We start from the raw sequence: 20826 nt of genomic DNA, 5'->3' as shown, positions 1-20826 counted from the left end.
GCCGGGGCTGGGCACCGGGCTGGTCGGAGCGCATCTTGGCCCGGCACACCGCCTCAAGTCCAGTGGCAGTCTGTGACGCGCGGGGGGTGACTAGCGGTGGTCAGGACTCGCGGCCGGCGATCACGCTGGCGGCGGTGGCGAGGCTTTCCGGCGTGCCGATGTCGAGGAAGCGGGCCTTGGCGACATGGGCGTTCAGCGTGCCGGGAGGGAGCTTCTCCAGCACGTCGCGTTCCAGCGACACCGCACCCGCCGCGATGAAGCGGTCGAGGAAGGCGGCGGAGAACAGATAGACCCCGGCATTGATGGTGCCGGTGCCGGGCGCCTTGTCGAGGAAGCGGCGGACGCGGCTGTCCGGGCCGATCTCCACCCGGACGAAGCGGGAGGCGTCCTCCACCGTCACGCACAGCACCGACGCCTCCGCCCCCGACAGCCGGTGCGAGGCGATGAAGGCGCGCAGGTCGGCGTCGAGGAAGGTGTCGCCATTCACCACCAGGATGGTGCTGCTGCGCAGCTCCTTGCGGACATAGCCCAGCGCGCCGGCGGTGCCGAGCGGGCGCGGCTCGATCTGGCAGACGACGTCGATGGTGCCGGCCGAATCGCCGCGGGCGAGCCATGCGGTCACCCGGTCGGCCAGATGGCCCAGGCAAAGCACGACGCGGCGCGATCCGTAGGTCGACAGATAGTCGAGGAGATGGCCGAGGAAGGCCCGGCCCGCGATCGGGGCCAGAACCTTCGGCGTGTCGCCCAGAACGCCTCGGATGCGCGTGCCCAGCCCGCCGGCGAGCACCGCGACGTCTATGTTGGCAAGAGCGTCCTCAGACCGCACCGACCGTCCTTTCCCTGCAAGCCCGCTGTCGCCGTCCGGCTTGTGCAGCCAGCTTACGACGGCACGGGCGTCGCGTCACCCACCCTGCGCGGGCCCCGACGGCCATAGTCGATAAAGGGCGCGCACGGGAATCGCAATGCGGAATTGCTCTTACCGCCCTCCTCCGAAGGTCATGCCGCCGCCTCCCGGCGAGCGGCCAGACGGCGCAAGCACCGCGCGACGGCGGCCAAGGTCGCATCATGGCCATCGGGCTGGTCCATAAGCCTCATGGATGGGAACCATGGTCTCACCGCCGCCCCCATGGCCGACCAGTCGCCGGCCGATCCGATCCGCCACACCGGGATGCCGAGGGCGGCGGCCAGCTCCCCCACCGCGGTCGGCGCGGAGATCACGAGGTCGAGGCCGGAGATCAGGGCCGCCACCCCCTCCAGGTCGTTGCGCTGGTCGAGATCGGGCCAATGATGCAGCACATTGCCGAAGCGACGCCGGGCCTCCTCCCGCTCGGCGTCATGCCGGTCATACTGAAGGCTGAGGAAGGTCGCACCCGGCACGGCGAGGACCGGTCCCCATTGGTCGATCCGGCTGTAGGCGCCGGCCCGGTCGGCCGTCATCCGGCTGCTGCGCCAGCAGATGCCGACCCGCAGTCCGGGGCCAAGCGCGGACAGACGGTCGCGCCATCGCGCCGCCAGCCGCGGATCGGGGGCGAGAAAGGCGAGGGTCGGGGGAAAATGCCGCAGGCTGGGCCGCAGCCTTGCGGCGACGCTCCCCATCGGCGCATGGCAATCGGCGTCCTGCGGGTTCTCCGTCGGCGCCCGGACCTCCGCCCCCGGCAAGGCGCGGGCGAACAGGCCGGCCAGGCGCGGGTCGCATTCGACGATCACCCGGCCAGCCCGCTGGAAGGCCAGCAGATCGGGCAGCGCCGTGCCGAACAGGATCTCGTCGCCCAGCCCCTGCTCGCCCCAGACCAGGATACGGCGGCCGGCCAAGGCGTCGCCCTGCCATTCGGGGATGGCGAAGCGGCGGGGCACGGCGTCGCCGGTGGCGAAGCGGTGGGCGTAATCCTCCCAACCACCGGCGAGATCGCCCTCGGCCAACCGCGGCAGGGCGCGGTTCATCCGCGCTTCGGCGCGGCCGGGGGCCAGCCGCACAGTGCGTTCGCTCCAGCGGCGGGCGGGCGAACGCTCGCTCGCCATCAAAAGGGCATGGCCATGGTTGACCAGGATATCCGGCAGGTCGGGGGCGAGCGCCGTGGCGCGCCGGTGGGCCAGCAGAGCCTCGTTCCACCGTCCCAGACCCTCCAGGGCTGCGCCCAGCATACTCCATCCCTTGGCCGAAACCGGGGCCGAAACCGGGGCGACCTGTAAGGCCCTGCGGCATAGGCGGACGGCCTCGGCGAAGCGCCCCTGACCCTTCAGGGCGGTCGCTGCCGTGACCAGCACCCCGGCGAGGCTGGGAGCCAGGGCCGCGGCACGGCTGCTGGCGGTTTCCGCTTCCTTGAAAAGCCGGGCGGCCAGCAGGGCGGCGGCGAGGTTGCCCCAGTTTTCCGCCTGCGTCGGACGCAGCCGGACGGCGCGGCGATGCCGGGTTGCCGCCTCCTCCGCCGCGCCTTCGGCCTGGAGCGCCACACCGAGATTGCCCAGCGCCTCGGGGAAGGCCGGATCCAGCGCCACCGCCCGCCGGTGCCAGTGGATCGCCGCCGTCGGTCGGCCGAGCCGCAGCAGGGTCAGGCCGCCATTGGTCCAGGCGGGGGCCTGTGCCGGGGCGGCGGCGACGGCATGACGGTGAAGGGCTTCGGCCTCCGACAGCCGGCCTTGCCGATGCAGGGCGAGCGCCTGTGCTGCGTGGTGGGACGCCGTCGATAATCGTGATGCCGCCGATGATTGGAGGGGAGAGAGGGTATCCGGCCGGGGGGAGAGCGCCATGATGGCGCGGGCCATGTCGGCCATCGTCGCCGACAGCGGTTCGCCGGGAGGCGGTTGGAACAGGCGCATCGCCGGATACCAAGGGCGGACCTCCGCCCCCAACTGCGTCCAGTCGCGGGTGCCGAAGCGCCAGACCGCGGTGCCCAGCGCGCCGGCCAGTTCGCCGACCGACATGGCCGGCGAGATGACGAGGTCGAGCCCGCTGATCAGGGCGGCGACGCCATCGAAATCATCCTTGCGGTCGAGATCGTCCCAGCGGTGCAGCCGAATTCCGAACATCTGTTCGGTCCGCCGGACCTCCTCCTCGACATCGCCATATTGCAGCACGACCCACCGGATGCCGGGCAAGGCGAACAGCGGTGCCCAGGTGTCGAGCGGCAGATAGGCGAGGCTGCGTTCCGCCGTCATCATCTGGCTGCGCCAGCCGATGCCGATGCGCAGGCCGGGGCCGAGCGCCGCCAGCCGGCCGCGCCAGCGCTCCGCCAGCCCGGCATCGGGCACCAGCCAGGAGGGGCGTGGCGGGAAATCGGCCAGCCGGCGGCGCAGCACGCGGGGCAGGGAGCCCATCGGCACATGGCGGTCGTAATCGGGGATCGCCATCGCCTCCCGGCCCCGGGCGTCGAGCGCCTGCGCCCGCACCCGCAGGCTCGGGAAGGAACGGGCGAACAGCGGCACCAGACGGTGGTCGACCTCCAGGATGGTGGAGACGGCCCGCCCGGCCAGTTCGGGGCAGAGGGCGGAAAACAGGATGGTGTCGCCCACTCCCTGCTCCCCCCAGATCATCAGGCGTCGGCCCGCCAAATCCTCGCCGCGCCAGGCCTGGGCGCGGGGCTGGCGCCCCTGCCCGACCTGCCCCGATCCGAAGCGCCAGCCATAGCCCGGCCATCCCCGATCGAGATCGCCGGTCTCCAGCCGCAGCAGCCCCTTGTTGAAATGGGCCAGCGCCAGATCGGGCCGCAAGGCGACGGCGCGGTCGTAGCAGCGCTCCGCCCCTTCCCCGTCGCCCAGCCGCTGGCGGGCCAGCCCCAGATTGCTCCAGGCCTCGCCATAGGCGGGGTCCAGCGCCAACGCGCCACGGTAGCAGGCGGCGGCACCGGCATGGTCGTGCCGGCCCTGGCGCAGATGGCCGAGATTGTTGCGGGCCATCGCCTCCAGCGGGGCGAGCCGGATGGCGCGGCGCTGCGACCGCTCGGCCTCGGCGAAGCGTTCGGCGCCGCGCAGGGCGTTGCCGAGATTGGTGTGGGTTTCCGGCCGGGCGGGATCGAGCGACAGCGCCACATGCCATGCCGGCCAGGCCTCCGCGGTGCGGCCGGCGGCGTGGCGGGCATTACCCAGATTGTTCCAGGCGCCGGCGAAGTCTGGGCGGTGGCGGATGGCCTCGCTATGGAAAACCTCCGCCTCGGCGGGACGCCCCTGGGCGCCGCGCACGCTGCCGAGATTGTCCAGCGCATCGGCATGGCCGGGCTGGATGCCGGTGACCGCATCGAAGCAGGTGGCGGCATCCTCCAATTGACCAAGAACTTTAAGGCAAAGCCCCAGGCCATTGAGAGAAAACGTATCTCTTGGATCGAGGCGCAGCGCGTCGGCATAGCGCTCCGCCGCCTCCTCCAGACGGCCATCGGCATGGAACGCCGCCGCCAGGGCCGAGAGAGCCGTGGGGTCGGACACGCCGCCGCCCAGCCTTGCCGCCTCGCGCAGGGCGGACGCCGCCTCGTCCAGGCGGCCGAGATGGCGCAGGCTGACGGCCCGGTTGGTCCAGGGGCGCGGATCGCCGGGCAGCAATTCCGCCGCACGGGCGTGGGCGGCCAGCGCCTCCTCCGCCCGGCCAAGCCCCTGCAAGGCGGCACCCAGATTGAGCTGGGCATCGGCGAGACCGGGTGAGAGCCGGCAGGCTTCCGCATAGTGGGTTGCCGCCTCCGCCAGCCGGTCCCGCGCCGCCAGCACCAGCCCCAGATTGAAGTGGGCGGCGACATGGTCGGACTGGCGGCCCAATGCCCGGCGCTGCGCCGCTTCGGCCTCCGCCAGCCGGCCAAGCCGTTGCAGGACGATCCCCTGGTTGGCGTGATAATCGGCGACCTCGGGGGCCAGCTCGACCGCCATTGAAATCAAATCAAGGGCTTGAAGGTTATCATTCCGCTGATGGTTGAGGACGCCAAGCAGATGCAGGGCATCGGCATGGCGCGGTTCCACCTGGAGCACGCGCTGATACAGGGGGGCCGCCGCGTCCAGCGCGCCGGCCTGATGGTGGTGGAGCGCCTCGGCGAACCAGTCGGCCACGCTCACGAATCACCTGCGGAAAGTCTTATAAGCATCTGCTTTACTTTTGGAATAGCCGTTCCAACCCCATATCCGCCTTCGGGCTGGACACAGCGCATGGTGGGGAACCAGGGGCGGACGGCGGTGCCGAGCTGGGTCCAGTCGCGCCGCCCCAGCCGCCAGACCGGAACACCCAATGCCGCCGCCATCTCGCCGACGGCGGAGGCGACGGTGATCACGAGATCGAGGTTCGCCATCAGGGCGGCGGTGCCGTCGAGGTCGGCGAGCTGATCGAGGTCGGCCCAACGGTGGATGCGCAGGGAGTGCCTTTCCTCGACGGCGGCGATCTCCTCTTCCCGCCCATCATATTGGAGGCTGACGGGAAGCAGGCCGGGCAGACTCAGCAGCGGCTCCCACTCCTCCAGGCTGGTGTAGGCATGCCGGCGTTCGGCGGTGACGCGCTGGCTGGTCCAGGCGATTCCGACCCTCAGGCCGGGGCCGAGACCGTCCAGCCGCGACCGCCAGGCCGCCACCCGCTCGGGATTCGGCTTCAGCCAGCCGGCCGGGGGGACCGGGACCGGCGCGCTGTTCCACAGCAGCCGGGGCAGCGACCCGAAGGGCAGATGGCAATCGGCATCGGTCCGCCGGCGCGACGGCGCCCGCACCAGGGTGCCGGGGAAGGAACGCTGGAACAGCGGGACCAGCCGCGGCTCGCATTCGACGATGGCGTCCGGGAAGCGGGTCAGGGCTTCGGGCAGCAGGGAGCCGAACATCAGCTCGTCCCCCAGCCCCTGCTCCGCCCACAGCAGCAGGCGGCGGCCGGCGAGATCGCCGCCATCCCACGCCGGCAGGTCGAGGGGACGCCTGGGCTGGAGCCGGGCGGATTCGAAGCGGACCGCGTAATCCTCCCAGCCGTCCGCCAGCCGGCCCTGGCGCAGGCGCAGGATGGCGCGGTTGAAACGGGCCGGAGCCTGGGCTGGATCGGCCTCCAGCGCGGCGGTAAACGCCTGCTCGGCACCCGCCTCGTCCCCCAGATCCTGAAGGGCGAGCCCGAGATTGGTGTGACCGGCGGCGTAGCCGGGGCGCAGGTCCAAGGCCCGGCGCTGAAGGTCGGCGGATTCGGCGGCCCGCCCGCGCAGGCGATGGATGGTGCCGAGATTGGTCAGCGCCTCCACCATGCTCGGCTGGAGACGCAGGGCGCGGGCGAAGGCGATGGCGGCGGCATCGATGCGGTCGGCGTTTTGCAGGGCGAGGCCATGGGCGTTCCAGCCCTCGGCATCCCCCGGTTCCAGCGTCAGATAGCGGCGATAGGCCGGCTCGGCGGCTGCGCCACGACGGTGCAGCGCTCCGGCCAGGGCGAAAGCCGCCCCGGCATGGTCCGGCTTCCGCATAAGCGCGCCCCGCAACATCCCCTCCCCCTCGTCCGGGCGCCCGAGATCGAGCAGGGCGAGGCCGAGGGCGGCGCGCGCTTCGGTCAAGGCCGGATTGGCCGCCAGGGCATGGCGCAACAGCGGCTCCGCCTCCGCCGCTTGGCCGAGGCCGCGCAGCACGATGCCGAGATTGCCCTCCGCCTCGGCGTAATCGGGACGGGCGCGCAGGGCGGCACGGTAGGCCTCGGCGGCCTCGGCGCTCTTGCCCTGGGCGTTCAGCGCGTTGCCCAGCGTGTTGGCGGCCTCCGGGAAAGGACGGCGCAGCCGCAAAGCGTTGCGGGCCGCCCGTTCCGCCTCGGCGGGGCGGCCCCGCGCCTGGAGGGCGTAGGCGAGGTTGGCATGGTAATCGGGAACGTCGCGCTTGGCCGCCACCGCCTGCCCGATCAGCTCGGCGGCCTCGGTGAAGCGGCCGGTCTGGCAGGCGATCATGCCCAGCAGATGCAGGGCGTCCGGCTGGCGAGGCTGGGCGGCGAGCGCCTGACGATAGAGGGCTTCTGCCTCGGCCAGGCGGCCGGTCTGATGCAGCGCCACCGCCTGCCCGACCAGCGCCGCGGCGGTGGCGGCAGCGGGATTGCCGGATTTGCGGGGGAAGCTGCTCATGCCCGTGCCGTTTGGGGTGGCGACGGGTAAGGGATAGCACGAATTGGACGCGGGGGAACGGGGCGCGGCGGTCTTCCGCGCCCCCTCCCCCGTTGATCAGGCTTCCACGCCCGCCGGGGCGGCGTTGACCGGCTCGGCGAGCTGGGCATCGACCACGGCGACGGCGGTCATGTTGACCAGACCGCGGGTGGTGACCGACGGGGTGACGATGTGGACCGGCCGCTGGACGCCCAGCAGGATCGGGCCGACATTCTGCGCCTCGCCCAGGATCTTCATCATGTTGAAGGCGATGTTGGCGGCGTCCAGCGTCGGCATCACCAGCAGGTTCGCCTCCCCCTTCAGCGGGCTGTCGGGCAGCAGTTCCTTGCGGATGGCGGGAGCGAGGGCCGCGTCGGCGTGCATCTCGCCATCGATCTCGACATTCGGCATCTGCGCCCAGGCCAGCTCGACCGCCGCGCGCATCTTGCGGGCCGACGGCGTGTCGGCGCTGCCGAAGTTGGAATGCGACAGCAGGGCCACCTTCGGCTCGATGCCGAAGCGCTTCACCTCGTCCGCCGCCAGCCGGGCGATCTCGGCCACCTGCTCGGCGGTCGGGTCGGGGTTGACATAGGTGTCGGTGATGAAGTGAACGCCCTTCTGCGAGATCAGGGCGTTCATCGTCGCCGCGACCTTCACGCCCTCGCGCAGGCCGATCAGGCCGCAGATATGCGCCCAATGCTCGTTGAAGCGGCCGGTGGTGCCGCAGACCAGCGCGTCGGCCTCGCCGTTGCGGACCATCAGGGCGCCGAAGACGGTCGGCTGGGTGCGCACCACGTTGGCGGCATGGCTGGGCGACACGCCGCGGCGGCCCATCAGCTTGCGGTAATGCTCGGTGAAGTCGGCATAGCGCGGATGGCGGATGATCTCGATGACCTCGACATCCTTGCCGATTTTCAGGCGCAGGCCCATCTCGCCGATCACCCGCTCGATCACCTCGCGGCGGCCGATCAGGACCGGCTGGGCGATGCCGTCATCGACCACCACCTGGGCGCAGCGGATCACGCGCGGATCCTCGCCCTCGGCATAGACGACGCGCTTGGGCGCGGTCTTGGCCTTGGTGATCACCGGCTTCATGAACAGGCCGGAGCGGATGACATACTGGTTGAGCTGGTCGCGATAGGCGCGGAAATCGGCGATCGGCCGGGTGGCGACGCCGGATTCCATGGCGGCCTTGGCGACCGCCGACGAGACCTCGACGATCAGGCGCGGATCGAAGGGCTTGGGCAGGATGTAGTCCGGGCCGAAGCGCAGCGACTCACCGACATAGGCCGCCGCCACCACGTCCGAGGGTTCGGCGCGGGCGAGGTTGGCCATGGCGTGGGTCGCCGCGATCTTCATCGCCTCGTTCACCGTGGTCGCCCCGACATCCAGCGCGCCGCGGAAGATGAAGGGGAAGCACAGGACGTTGTTGACCTGATTGGGGAAGTCGGAACGCCCGGTGGCGATGATGGCGTCCGGGCGGGCTTCCCGCGCCAGATCCGGCATGATCTCCGGCTCCGGGTTGGCGAGCGCCAGGATCAGCGGCTTGTCGGCCATGCGGGCCAGCAGCTCCGGCTTCAGCACCTTGGCCCCGGACAGGCCGAGGAAGATGTCGGCGCCGTCGATGACGTCGGAGAGCGCACGCGCGGCGGTGTCGTGCGCGTAGGCCTCCTTGTACTCGTTCATCTCCTCGTTGCGGCCCTTGTGGACCACGCCGATGCGGTCGACCAGCCAGACATTCTCGCGGCGCACGCCCAGCGACAGCATCAGGTCCAGGCAGGCGATGCCGGCGGCGCCACCGCCGGTGGAGACCACCTTGACCTTGGAGATGTCCTTGCCGACCAGGGCCAGCCCGTTCAGCACGGCCGCACCCACCACGATGGCGGTGCCGTGCTGGTCGTCGTGGAACACCGGGATCTTCATGCGCTCGCGGCAGCGGCGCTCGATCTCGAAGCAGGCCGGGGCGGCGATGTCTTCCAGGTTGATGGCGCCGAAGGTCGGCTCCAGCCGGACGATTGTGTCGACCAGAGCGTCGACGTCCAGCTCGTTCAGCTCGATGTCGAAGCAGTCGATGCCGGCGAACTTCTTGAAGAGGACGGCCTTGCCTTCCATCACCGGCTTGGCGGCCTGCGGCCCGATGTTGCCCAGCCCCAGCACCGCGGTGCCGTTGGTGACCACGGCGACCAGATTGGCCCGCGCCGTCAGCTCCGCCGCCTTGGACGGATCCTCGGCGATGGCGGTGCAGGCGTAGGCCACGCCCGGCGAATAGGCCAGCGCCAGATCGCGCTGGTTCGCCATGGGCTTGGTCGCGACGACCGCCAACTTGCCGGGCCGCGGGTTGCGGTGATACTCGAGCGCCATCGCCTCAAAATCGCCGGACATCGGGTCTCTTCCTCCGGTTAACAAGATTTCAGTTAATTTTTTGCGTCACTTCACCTGGACGGCGGTTATAGCCCATTCGAACTGGTGCGCCAACCGCCCTCCGAAACGGAAGGGGGACGATTCGAAGCAAATCGAAACGTCCCCCTCATCCTACCGGATCCTCCGGCGCACCGGATGGATCATCTGCGGATTTTCCAAAAACCAGCCCCGCATATGTGCCGTGCGTCCTTCGCGGTTCCTCAGATCCGGGCCAGCGCCGGCTCCTTGAAGTGTTGCTGGTACTCGGCGACCGCTTTGGTCTCGTCGAATTCGCCTTCCATCTTGGCGACGACGACGGTGGCGACGCCGTTGCCGATCAGGTTGGTCAGCGCGCGGGCTTCCGACATGAAGCGGTCGACGCCGAGCAGCAGGGCCAAGCCTTCGATCGGCAGCACGCCGGTGGCCGACAGGGTGGCGGCGAGCGTGACGAAGCCGCCGCCGGTGACCGCCGCCGCACCCTTCGAGGTCAGCATCAGGATGATGAGGATGTAGAGCTGCTGCCAGATCGTCAGGTCGACGTTGAAGGCCTGGGCGATGAAGATCGCGGCCATCGACAGGTAGATCGAGGTGCCGTCCAGGTTGAAGGAATAGCCGGTGGGGATGACGAGGCCGACGACATGCTTGGAGCAGCCGAACTTCTGCATCTTCTCCATCATCCGCGGCAGCACGGACTCCGACGAGGAGGTGCCGAGCACGATCAGCAGTTCCTGGCGGATGTAGCGGACGAAGTTCCAGATGCTGAAGCCATGGATCCGGGCGATGGCGCCCAGCACGACGAAGATGAAGATCGCCATCGTCAGGTAGACCGAGGCCATCAGCTGGCCCAGCGCCGTCAGCGACGAGACGCCGTATTTGCCGATGGTGAAGGACATGGCGCCGAAGGCGCCGACCGGGGCGACGCGCATCAGGATGCCGATCACGCCGAACAGGGCGTGGCCGATCTTGTCGAAGATGTCCTCGACGACCTTGCCCTTCTGGCCCATCGCCGACAGCGCGACGCCGAACACCACGGCGAAGAACAGGATTTGCAGCATGTCGCCCTGGACGAAGGCGCCGACGACATTGTCGGGCACGATGCCGACGACGAAGTCGATGAAGCCATGCTCATGCGCGGTGGTGGCGTATTTCTGCACCGCGTCGGCCTTCAACTGGCCGGGGTGGATGTTCATCCCGGCGCCGGGGCGGACCAGATTGACCACCAGCAGGCCGATGCCGAGCGCGAAGGTGGTCACCACCTCGAAATAGAGCAGGGCCTTGCCGCCGACCTTGCCGACCTTCTTCAGGTTGCCGATCGAGGAGATGCCGGTGACGACCGTCAGGAAGACGATCGGGCCGATGACCATCTTGACCATCTTGATGAACAGGTCGCCCAGCGGCTTCATCTCCACCGCGAGGGACGGGTAGAAATGCCCCAGCAGGATGCCGAGGCTGATGGCGGTCAGAACCTGGAAGGTCAGGTTGGTGTAGAAGGGCTTGCGCACCGCGGCCTTGTGAGCCGCACCCTGACGCTCGGCGGACATGTCTGCACTCATGCTGCTCTCCTCGTGGCGTTCCTAAGAACGGCGTTCCTGGCGGGGGCCCGTTCTTTCGTCCGGCATTTGCACCGGCTGGGCGGGCGGCCCCAACTGATTGCTCATGAAAGCAAGCGGTGGGCCAATTGCTGAATCCAGCAACATCAAGCATTTGTCGAAACAGGGAGGGCGAGAATCCGCACGACAGCACCCTCTTCCATGTGCGAAAATCCGCACAATTCACAGCGCTGCGGCATCAATGTTGCGGCGCAGCATGTGCAAGGACGATGTTGCTTACCCATCCGACCGAGCCGGCGACAGATTCGACCGCCCTTTCCTCCCCCGCCGCGGCGTTGTCGCCGGCTTCCCGGCTGGTGGCGCGGACGCTGGAGCGGCCACGCCGGCTGCTGCTGGCCGCCTTGCTGCTGGGTGTTCCGGTGGCGGCGGCGCTGGCCGCGGGCTGGGCGTCGTCGCTGGCGCAGGACGATCTGCGGGAGACGGCGCGGGCGCAGCTGGCGCTCTACAACGCCAATCTGCGGGCGGAGCTGGAGCGTCACGCCGCCGTTCCCCTGGCGCTGGCCCAGGATGACGAGGTGCGCGCGCTGCTCGCCACCCCGACGCCGGCCGCCGTGGACCGGCTGAACCGCAAGCTCCAGGGCATTTCGCGGGCGCTCGACGCGCTGGCGCTCTATGTGATGGACGCCAGGGGGACCACGCTGGCGGCCAGCAACTGGGACGGCGCCGCCAGCTTCGTCGGCGAGAATTTCTCCTACCGGCCCTATTTCCGCATGGCGATGGAGCAGGGCGAGGGGCATCATTTCGCGCTCGGCACCACCTCGCTGGTGCCGGGCTATTACACCGCCAACCGGGTGGTGGCGGAAAACCGCACAGTGGGTGTCGTGGTGCTGAAGCTGGGCTTCGACCGGCTGGAGCGCGCCTGGACGCCGGTGCGGGAAAAGCTGCTGGTGACCGACCGCGACGGGGTGGCCTTCATCACCAACATGCCGTCCTGGCGTTACCATGCCCTGCCCCGCCGCCTTCCGATCAGCCTGCCCATCGTGCCGGAGGGCACCAGCGAGGGGCTGGACGTGCTGCCCTGGGCCTTCGGCGGCGCCTCCGACCGCATCGCGCTGGAGGAGCCGGACGGGCCGCGCCGCTATCTGCTGACCTCCGTCGCCATGCCCGGCGGCGACTGGACCCTGCACAGCCTGACCAGCCTGGATCCGGTGACCGCCCGCGCCTGGGTCGCCGGCCTGCTGGCGGCGGCGGCGGTGGCGATGGCGGCGCTCGCCGCCTATGCCGTGGCGCTGCGCCGGGTGGCCCTGGTCGAGCGTCTCGCCCTTCAGGAGGAGTCGCGGGTGGAGCTGGAACGCCGGGTCGCCGCCGCCACCGCCGACCTGCGCGCGGCGGAGAACGAGCTGACCCAGGCGGCCAAGCTGGCGGCGCTGGGCCAGATGTCGGCCGGCATCGCCCACGAGATCAACCAGCCGCTCGCCGCCATGCGCAGCTTCGCCGACAACGCGGTCGTCCTGCTGGAGCGCGGACGGCTGGACTCGGTGCGCGACAATCTGGCGGAGATCGCCGAACTGACCGACCGCATGGCCGCCATCACCCGCCAGTTGAAGGGCTTCGCCCGCCGCGCCTCGGGCACGCTGGGGCCGGTGTCGGTCCAGGGCGCGGTCGCCCAGGCGCTGGCCCTGCTGGAAGCCAAGCTGCGGCGCGAGGACATCGCGGTCGAGGCCGATCTGCCCGACCAGCCGGTCCGGGTGATGGCCGAGGATGTGCGGTTGCAGCAGGTGCTGGTCAATCTGATCGGCAACGCCGCCGACGCCATGCGCGGCTGTCCGGAGCGCCGTCTGCGCATCGGGCTGGTCGCGGCGGAGGGCGAGGCGCTGCTGAGCGTCGCCGACACCGGCGGCGGCATCGCCGAGGCCGACCTGCCCCGCCTGTTCGTCCCCTTCTTCACCACCAAGGAGGCCGGCGAGGGGCTGGGGCTGGGGCTGTCGATCAGCCATGGCATCGTCGAGGATTTCGGCGGCGGCCTGACCGCCGCCAACCGCGACGGCAAGCCCGGTCACGGCGCCGTCTTCACCCTGCGGCTCACCACCGCGGAGCCGGTCCCCATGGAGCACAGTCAATGAGCCAGCCGATTCCCGAGGCCGCCGGCAGCGTGCTGTTCGTCGATGACGAGCGCGCGGTGCGGCTCGCCGGACAGCAGGCGCTGGAGCTGGCGGGCTTCGAGGTCACCGCCTGCGATGGGGCCGAGCGCGCCCTGCGCCATGTCGCGCGCGACTGGCCGGGCTGCCTCGTCACCGACGTGCGCATGCCGCAGATGGATGGGCTCGCCCTGCTGGCGCGGGTGCGGGAGATCGATCCCGACCTGCCGGTCATCCTGATCACCGGTCATGGCGACGTGCCGATGGCGGTGGAGGCGATGCGCAACGGCGCCTACGACTTCCTGGAAAAGCCCTTCCCCTCCGACCGGCTGACCGAGGTGGCGCGACGCGCGGTGGAGAAGCGGCGGCTGGTTCTGGAGAACCGCCGGCTGCGGGCGCGGATCGCCGGCGGCAGCGATCCGGCGGAGACCATCGTCGGCCGCACCCCCGGCATCGAGCGGCTGCGCGCCACCATCGCCGCGGTCGCCGACACCGACGCCGACGTGCTGGTGTTCGGCGAGACCGGCACCGGCAAGGAGATGGTCGCCCGCGCACTGCACGCCGCCAGCGGCCGGCGCAAGAACCCCTTCGTCGCGCTGAATTGCGGCGCCATGCCGGAAACCATCTTCGAGAGCGAGCTGTTCGGGCATGAGGCCGGCGCCTTCACCGGGGCCGCCAAGCGCCGGATCGGCCGGATCGAGCATGCCGGCGGCGGCACCCTGTTCCTGGACGAGATCGAAAGCATGCCGCTGGCCTTGCAGGTCAAGCTGTTGCGGGTGATCCAGGAGCGGGTGGTCGAGCCGCTGGGATCGAACGAGCAGGTGCCGGTCGACCTGCGGGTCGTCGCCGCCACCAAGGCCGATCTGCGGCAGGCGGCCGATGCCGGGAAATTCCGCGCCGACCTCTATTACCGGCTGAACGTGGTGGTGCTGACCATCCCGCCCCTGCGCGAGCGGCGGGACGATATCCCGCTGCTGTTCCAGCATTTCGTCGCCCAGGCCGCCGGCCGCTACAACCGCGAGCCGGGGACGCCGACCCGCGAGCAAATGCAGCGGCTGATCGGCCAGGACTGGCCGGGCAATGTCCGCGAGTTGCGCAACGCGGCCGACCGCTTCGTGCTGGGGCTGGAGGACGTGGCGCCGGCGCCGGTGTCCGCGCCCTCCCCGCTGTCCCTGGCCGAGCAGGTCGATCTCTACGAGAAGGGGCTGATCCAGTCCGAGCTCGCCCGTCAGCGCGGCAGCGTGAAGGCCGCCATCGAGGCGCTGAACATCCCGCGCAAGACCTTCTACGACAAGCTGAAGCGTTACGGATTGAGCCGCGACGATTTTCTGGAATGACAGGGTGTATGATTTCCCAAATTTGAGTTCATCGGCTTTTGGATTGTCGGCCATCCCCCATCGGGGCAGTTGACGGGCGCCGACGCTTGCCGGGGATTTTCGCGCTTCCCATTTGCCTTTCCCATATGGCGGACAGCCGCCGGTGGCGCGGCGGGACGGACCTTTCCTTCGTTCCGGCTGTTGTATCGATTGAGACCACGCAGCACCGGCATCGAGGGGGACGGCCTGAGAATGTCACCGAGGATGAGCACCATGACCCCCCGTCTCCTTGCGGAACTTCTGGAACCGATCCTGATTGCCGCGGACGACGATGAGGAAGCCCTGTCCGAGGCCGTGAACCTGACCGCGGAGGCCATGGCGGCGCTTGGCGCCACCGTGCTCGACCCGGATGGCCAGCCGGCCCGTGGCGTATCCGATGAACGGGCCGTCGTCGCCGCGCTGAACACCCATGCGCACAATCTGATGCGCGACGGACGGCTGGACGATGTCGTCGAGGCCCTGCAAGTGGCCGAGCGGATCGGGCGGCTCGCCCATCTGCCGCACCATCCGCGAACCGTCTGACCACCGCCGCCCAATCACCACCGTCCGACCACTCTTTCGGAGGAAGGGCGCAGGCGTTCGTCGAAGCGGCTTCGCGGGTGCGGGAACTCCGGCTCTCCGCGCTGTTGGAGCGACACGCCACCCAGCGCCCAACAGGGGAGGAGCCCTCGTGTCCACCGCGCCGCAGCCACATGCCCAGTCGAACATTCTGGCGAACCCGCTTGAAAGCGAGATCCTGTCCCGCCTCCAGGACGATCTGCTGCCGGACCATCTGCTGACCCGTCGCTGGTACGCGGCGAAGGACGCCGGCCGGCCGGTCGTGCGCATCGTCGACGCCCTGCCGCTGCCGCTCGCCGGCGGGGGACAGGCCCAGCTCTGCCTGCTGCGGGTCGAGCCGCCCGGACGGGAGCCGCAGCTCTACCAGCTCCCCCTGATCCTCGATCGTGGCGTCGGCGAGGACGCCTCGGTGATCGCCGGTTCCAGGGACCTGCCGGTTCCCGGCCGCCTGCGCGACGGCTATGCCGATGACGGCGTGGTACGCGCGCTGCTGGACGCCATCCTGAAGCGCGACCGCCAGCCGGGCGAAACGGCGCTGTCCGCCGGCCTGACCGCCGGCCATACCCGCGCTTGCGCGGCGATGGCGGAAGAATTGAACGCCGACGCCCCGCTGCGCCGGATGACGGCGGAGCAGTCCAACACCTCCATCCGCATCGGCGACACCGCCATCCTCAAGGGGCTGCGCAAGCTGGAGCCCGGCATCCATCCCGAACTGGAGGTCGGCCGCTTCCTGACCGAGGTGGCGCGCTTCCCCAACACGCCGGCTCTGCTGGGCTGGGTGGAGCGGGCCAACAGCTCGGGCTCCACCACGCTGTGCGTGCTTCAGGAGCTGATCCCGGAGGCGACGGACGGCTGGAGCCATGTCACCGGGCACCTGACCGGCAGGGTCGCCCGTTTCGAGGATGGCGACGCGGCCAAGTCCGCCGACTCCGGCAGTGTCGGCTTCCTGCGCCTGCTGGGCCGGCGGACGGCCGAGCTTCACCGGGCGCTCGCCATCCCCGGCGGCGGCGACGCCTTCACGCCGGAGCCGGCGACCCCGGAGCGGCTGAAGGAGTGGGCGGGCGGTGTGCGGACCCTGGCGAAGCGCGTGCTGGAGCGGCTGAGCGCCGCCGCCCCGAGGCTGGACCCTGCCATCGCCGCGCCGGCCGCCGCCCTGGCGGCGAGCGAGGCGGCGGTGATGGCGCAGATCGACGCGCTGGTCCCCGCCGAGGCCGGTCTCAGCGCCATGCGGCTGCACGGGGACTATCATCTCGGACAGGTGCTGGTGTCGCGTGGCGACGTGCAGATCGTCGATTTCGAAGGCGAGCCGATGCGCCCGCTGGCGGAGCGGCGGGCCAAGCATTGCGTCCTGCGCGACGTCGCCGGCATGCTGCGCTCCGTCGCCTATGCCGCCGCCATGGCGCGCGACGCGATCCCGGCCGATCTCGACGGCCCGTCGCGTGACGCCCGCATGGCCTGGCTGTCCTGGTGGGAGGGGGCGGCGTCGGCCGCCTTCCTCGACGGCTATCGCGACGCCATCGGCGACTGCCCCGGCTTTCCGCGCGATCCGCAGGCGGCGGCCACCCTGCTGAAGCTGTTCCTGCTGGAGAAGGCGCTCTACGAGGTCGGATATGAACTGGCCAACCGCCCGGATTGGGTGGCGATCCCGCTGGCCGGCATCACCGCCATCATTCGCGCCGATGCCGGGCCGGAGATCGCCAGCCGCGACCGTGACCGCGTCGTCCCGGTGGACGAACGCCGCCGCCGCCATCCCATGCCCTTCGGGGCCGAGGTTCAGGCCGACGGCTCCGTCCGCTTCTCGCTCTGGGCGCCGTCGGTGGCGTCGGTTCTGCTGTCGCTCGACGATGGCGGCCAGCCGGTGGCGATGGAGGGCCAGGGCGGGGACGGGGGCGGGGACGGGGGCGGCGGCTGGTTCGGCCTGACCACCGCGCGGGCGCAGGCCGGCAGCCGCTACCGCTTCGTCCTGCCGGACGGGCTGGCGGTGCCGGATCCGGCCTCCCGCTTCCAGCCGGACGACGTGCATGGCACGTCGGAGGTCATCGACCCCGGCGTCCATGCCTGGACCGACGCCGCCTGGACCGGCCGGCCCTGGCACGAGACGGTGCTGTATGAGCTGCATGTCGGCAGCTTCACCCCGGAGGGCACCTTCCTGTCCGCCATCGACCGGCTGGACCATCTGGTCGAGCTGGGCGTCACCGCGATCGAGCTGATGCCGGTGGCCGATTTCCCCGGCACGCGCAACTGGGGCTATGACGGGGTTCTGCCCTTCGCCCCCGACAGCGCCTATGGCCGGCCGGAGGATTTGAAGACTCTGGTGCAGGAGGCCCATGCCCGTGGCCTGATGGTCTTCCTCGACGTGGTCTACAATCATTTCGGGCCGGAGGGGAATTACCTCCACGCCTTCGCCGGCAGCTTCTTCACCGACCGTCACAAGACGCCGTGGGGGGCGGCCATCAATGTCGACGGCAAACGCAGCGGGCCGGTGCGCGACTTCCTCGTCCACAACGCGTTGTATTGGCTGGAGGAGTTCCATCTCGACGGGCTGCGGCTGGACGCCGTCCACGCCATCATCGACGACAGCGGGCGCCATGTGCTGGAGGAGCTGGCGGAACGGGTGCACGGCCATTTCCAGAACCGGCGCCATGTCCATCTGGTTCTGGAGAACGACGCCAACCAGGCGCGTTTCCTGGCCCGCCACCATGAGGGCGATCCGCGCTGGCACACCGCCCAGTGGAACGACGATCTGCATCACTGCCTGCACAGCGCCGCGACCGGCGAGGATGGCGGCTATTACGTCGATTACGCCCATGATCCGGCCAAATGGGGCCGCGCGCTGGCGGAGGGCTTCGCCTTCCAGGGCGACCCGTCGGCCTTCCGCGACGGCGAATTGCGCGGGGAGCCGTCGGCCCATCTGCCGCCGACCGCCTTCGTCACCTTCCTCCAGAACCATGACCAGATCGGCAACCGCGCCTTCGGCGAGCGCATCTCCCACATCGCCAAGGCGGAAGCCGTGCGCGCCGCGACCATCCTCTCCCTGCTCGGTCCCGGCATCCCCATGCTGTTCATGGGCGAGGAATGGGCGTCGGCCAAGCCCTTCCCCTTCTTCTGCGATTTCGGCGAGGAACTGGCCGACGCGGTGCGCAAGGGCCGGGCGGAGGAGTTCGCCAAGTTCCCCGAATTCCAGGATCCCGACGCCCGCGCCCGCATCCCCGATCCCACCGCGCCGGAGACGGCGGATTCGGCCAAGCTGGATTGGGAGGCGCGCGGGACGGCGGAGCATGCGGAGTGGCTCGGCTGGTATCGCCGGGCGCTCGCCCTGCGCCGGGCCGAGATCGTGCCGCGGCTGGACGGCGCTCCCGGCGGGGTGTCGAGCCATGCGGCGGTCGGCGGGACCGGGCTGACGGTCTGCTGGACATTGGGTGACGGCAGCCGGCTGCATGGCTTCGCCAATCTGGGGGACGCGCCGGTAACCGGCTTCCCCGCGCCATCCGGCCGGGTGTTGTGGACGGAAGGCCAAGGGCTGGCCGGCGATACGCTCGGCCCCTGGTCGGTGGTGCTGTGGCTGGAGGAAGCCTCGGCGCTCGACCGGCTGGCCGACCGCATGGGCATCGAGCGCTCGTTCGACAACGCCGCCGGCTCGACGGTGACGGCCAGCGACCAGACCGTCCGCGCCCTGTTATCGGCCATGGGGGTCGAGGTCGGGGACGAGGCCGCCGCGCTCGCCCATCTCGACCGGCTCGACGGGGAACGCCATGGCCGCGCCCTGCCCCCGGCGGTGGTCCGGCGGGCGGGGAAGGCGGTCACCGTGCCGGTCACCCTGCCCGATGGCACCCGCAGCCTGCGCTATGTCCTGACATTGGAAAGGGGGGAGACGCGGAGCGGCGTCGTCGGCTTCGCCAGCCTGCCGCGCTGTCGCCGCCTCACCGTCGGCGACGTCACCTATGCCGAGCGGCGACTGCCGCTTGGTGAGCTGACCCAGGCCGGCTACCACACGCTGCGGGTGGAGACGGAGCATGGCGTGGCGGAGACCCGCCTGATCCTGGCGCCCGCCCGCTGCCATCTGCCGGCGCCGATCCTGATGGGCGGGAAGCTGTGGGGGCTGTCGGCCCAGCTCTACACCCTGCGCAGCGCCCATGACTGGGGCATCGGCGATTTCGGCGACCTGCGGACGCTGGCCGACATCGCGGCGGCGCGCGGAGCGGCGGTGATCGGGCTGAACCCGCTGCATGCCCTGTTCCTCGACGATCCGGACCATGCCAGCCCCTATTCACCAGCCAGCCGGCTGTTCCTGAACCCGCTCTACATCGACGTCACGGCGGTGCCCGAATTCCTTGACGATGCGGAGTCGCGCCGGCAGGTCGCCTCGCCGGAGTTCCGGCGGGCGCTGGAGACCGCGAGATCCGCCACCCACGTCGATTACGCGGCGGTGTCCAGGCTGAAGCTGCCGATCCTGGAACGGCTGTTCGCCGTCTTCCAGCGCTCCGCCAAGCCGGAACGCCGCGCCGCCTTCGACGCCTTTTGGGCGGAGGGCGGTGTCGGGCTGGAACGCTTCGCCACCTTCCAGGCCCTGCGCGAGCATTTCGCGCGTGAGGGCAAAGCCGACTGGCATCGGTGGCCGGCGGAGTACCGCGACGCCACGGCGCCGGCGGTGGTGCAATTCGCCGGCCGGCATGCCGACCGCGTCGCCTGGTTCGCCTGGCTGCAATGGCTTGCCGACGACCAGCTGCGTCTGGCGGCGGAGCGGGCGGCGGAACTCGGCATGGCGATCGGCTTCTACCGCGATCTGGCGGTCGGCGCCGATGCCGGCGGGGCGGAGACCTGGATGACGCCGCAGGCGGTGGTCGACGCCGCCCATGTCGGCGCTCCGCCCGATCTTTTCAATCCGGCCGGGCAGGATTGGGGGCTGCCGCCCTTCCATCCGCAGGCGCTGCGCGCGGCCGGCTACCAGCCCTTCATCGATCTGGTGCGGGCCAACATGCGCCACGCCGGCGCGCTGCGCATCGACCATGCCATGGCGCTCCAGCATGTCTATTGGATTCCGGAAGGCCACCCGCCGGGGGAAGGCGCCTATGTCGCCTATCCGATGGAGGATCTGCTGGGGATCCTGGCGCTCGAAAGCCAGCGTCACCGCTGCCTCGTCGTCGGCGAGGATCTGGGCACCGTGCCGGACGGCTTCCGCGAGCGCATGAGCGAGGCCGGGGTCCTGAGCTACCGCGTCGTCTTTTTCGAATGGACCGACGACGGCGGCTTCAAGGGGCCGGACGCCTATCCCGATCTGGCGCTCGCCACCGTCGGTAGCCACGACCTCGCCACGCTGCGCGGCTGGTGGGAGGGCGACGACATCACGCTGAAGGCCGGCAAGGGTCTCTATCCGGCGGTGGACGAGGAGGAGAAGCAGCGCCGCCGCCGCGACGCCGATCGCGGCGCCCTGATCGATGCCTTGCGCGCGGCGGAGATCGCCCTGCCCGCCGGCTTCGGACCGGACAGCCCCTATGACGAGATGCTGGACCATGCGGTCCATGCCTTTCTCGCCCGCACCAACGCGGCGCTGGCGGTGGCGCAGTTGGACGACCTGACGCGCGAGCGCGACCAGATCAACCTGCCCGGCACCACCGATCAATACCCCAACTGGCGCCGCAAGCTGTCGATGACGCTGGAGGAGCTGGCCGACGCGCCGGAACCGGCGGCGGTGGCCGCCATCCTGGAGGCGGCGCGTCCGCCCTCTCCCCCCGCCCGTTCCTGATTCCACGTC

At 70.4% G+C, this 20826-nt stretch carries 9 protein-coding genes; 4 read left to right on the top strand and 5 right to left on the bottom strand.

The window, feature by feature from the left end; translation table 11 throughout:
- Window positions 1-100: 100 nt before the first annotated feature.
- The 5 genes from AZL_RS18395 to AZL_RS18375 form a co-directional block, all read right to left on the bottom strand.
- Window positions 101-826: a nucleotidyltransferase family protein gene (locus tag AZL_RS18395; protein WP_012975995.1), complete on the bottom strand. Its 726-nt coding sequence runs from the start codon at window positions 824-826 to the stop codon at window positions 101-103.
- A gap of 170 nt (window positions 827-996) precedes the next feature.
- Window positions 997-5025, bottom strand: a complete 4029-nt coding sequence (locus tag AZL_RS18390) for a tetratricopeptide repeat protein (protein WP_247894414.1) — start codon at window positions 5023-5025, stop codon at window positions 997-999.
- Between the two features lie 2 nt (window positions 5026-5027).
- Window positions 5028-7034, bottom strand: coding sequence for a tetratricopeptide repeat protein (locus tag AZL_RS18385; RefSeq protein WP_012975993.1), 2007 nt, complete (start codon window positions 7032-7034; stop codon window positions 5028-5030).
- Between the two features lie 96 nt (window positions 7035-7130).
- Window positions 7131-9434, bottom strand: a complete 2304-nt coding sequence (locus tag AZL_RS18380) for an NADP-dependent malic enzyme (protein WP_012975992.1) — start codon at window positions 9432-9434, stop codon at window positions 7131-7133.
- 239 nt (window positions 9435-9673) lie between these two features.
- Window positions 9674-11005 carry a dicarboxylate/amino acid:cation symporter gene (locus AZL_RS18375; protein WP_086935420.1) on the bottom strand — a complete coding sequence of 444 codons (1332 nt, stop codon included), beginning with the start codon at window positions 11003-11005 and terminating at the stop codon, window positions 9674-9676.
- Between the two features lie 266 nt (window positions 11006-11271).
- Here AZL_RS18375 and AZL_RS18370 point away from each other — a divergent pair, with 266 nt between their 5' ends.
- The 4 genes from AZL_RS18370 to treZ all read left to right on the top strand — a co-directional run bounded on the left by AZL_RS18370 (window position 11272) and on the right by treZ (window position 20817).
- Window positions 11272-13125, top strand: a complete 1854-nt coding sequence (locus tag AZL_RS18370; protein WP_247894413.1) for an ATP-binding protein — start codon at window positions 11272-11274, stop codon at window positions 13123-13125.
- Window positions 13122-14477 (top strand): sigma-54-dependent transcriptional regulator, encoded by a 1356-nt coding sequence (locus AZL_RS18365; RefSeq protein ID WP_012975989.1) that lies wholly within the window; start codon window positions 13122-13124, stop codon window positions 14475-14477. Before AZL_RS18370 ends, AZL_RS18365 begins: the two co-directional genes overlap by 4 nt.
- 252 nt (window positions 14478-14729) lie before the next feature.
- Entirely contained in the window at window positions 14730-15038 is a 309-nt protein-coding gene (locus tag AZL_RS18360) for a hypothetical protein (protein WP_042444604.1), read from the top strand.
- Window positions 15039-15186: 148 nt separating this feature from the next.
- Entirely contained in the window at window positions 15187-20817 is a 5631-nt protein-coding gene (treZ, locus tag AZL_RS18355) for a malto-oligosyltrehalose trehalohydrolase (protein WP_042444212.1), read from the top strand.
- Window positions 20818-20826: the final 9 nt, after the last annotated feature.

It is taken from the genome of Azospirillum sp. B510, assembly GCF_000010725.1.
Classification (GTDB): Bacteria; Pseudomonadota; Alphaproteobacteria; order Azospirillales; family Azospirillaceae; genus Azospirillum; species Azospirillum lipoferum_B.
The sequence above is the reverse complement of the archived record's forward strand: the minus strand, read 5'-3'. Positions and strand labels throughout refer to the sequence as shown.

Excerpts from the sequence above, each read along its gene's own strand:
- AZL_RS18385 (WP_012975993.1), bottom strand. The coding sequence starts at position 7,034 with ATGAGCAGCTTCCCCCGCAAATCCGGCAATCCCGCTGCCGCCACCGCC.
- AZL_RS18380 (WP_012975992.1), bottom strand. The coding sequence starts at position 9,434 with ATGTCCGGCGATTTTGAGGCGATGGCGCTCGAGTATCACCGCAACCCG.
- AZL_RS18375 (WP_086935420.1), bottom strand. The coding sequence starts at position 11,005 with ATGAGTGCAGACATGTCCGCCGAGCGTCAGGGTGCGGCTCACAAGGCC.
- AZL_RS18370 (WP_247894413.1), top strand. The coding sequence starts at position 11,272 with ATGTTGCTTACCCATCCGACCGAGCCGGCGACAGATTCGACCGCCCTT.
- AZL_RS18365 (WP_012975989.1), top strand. The coding sequence starts at position 13,122 with ATGAGCCAGCCGATTCCCGAGGCCGCCGGCAGCGTGCTGTTCGTCGAT.
- AZL_RS18360 (WP_042444604.1), top strand. The coding sequence starts at position 14,730 with ATGACCCCCCGTCTCCTTGCGGAACTTCTGGAACCGATCCTGATTGCC.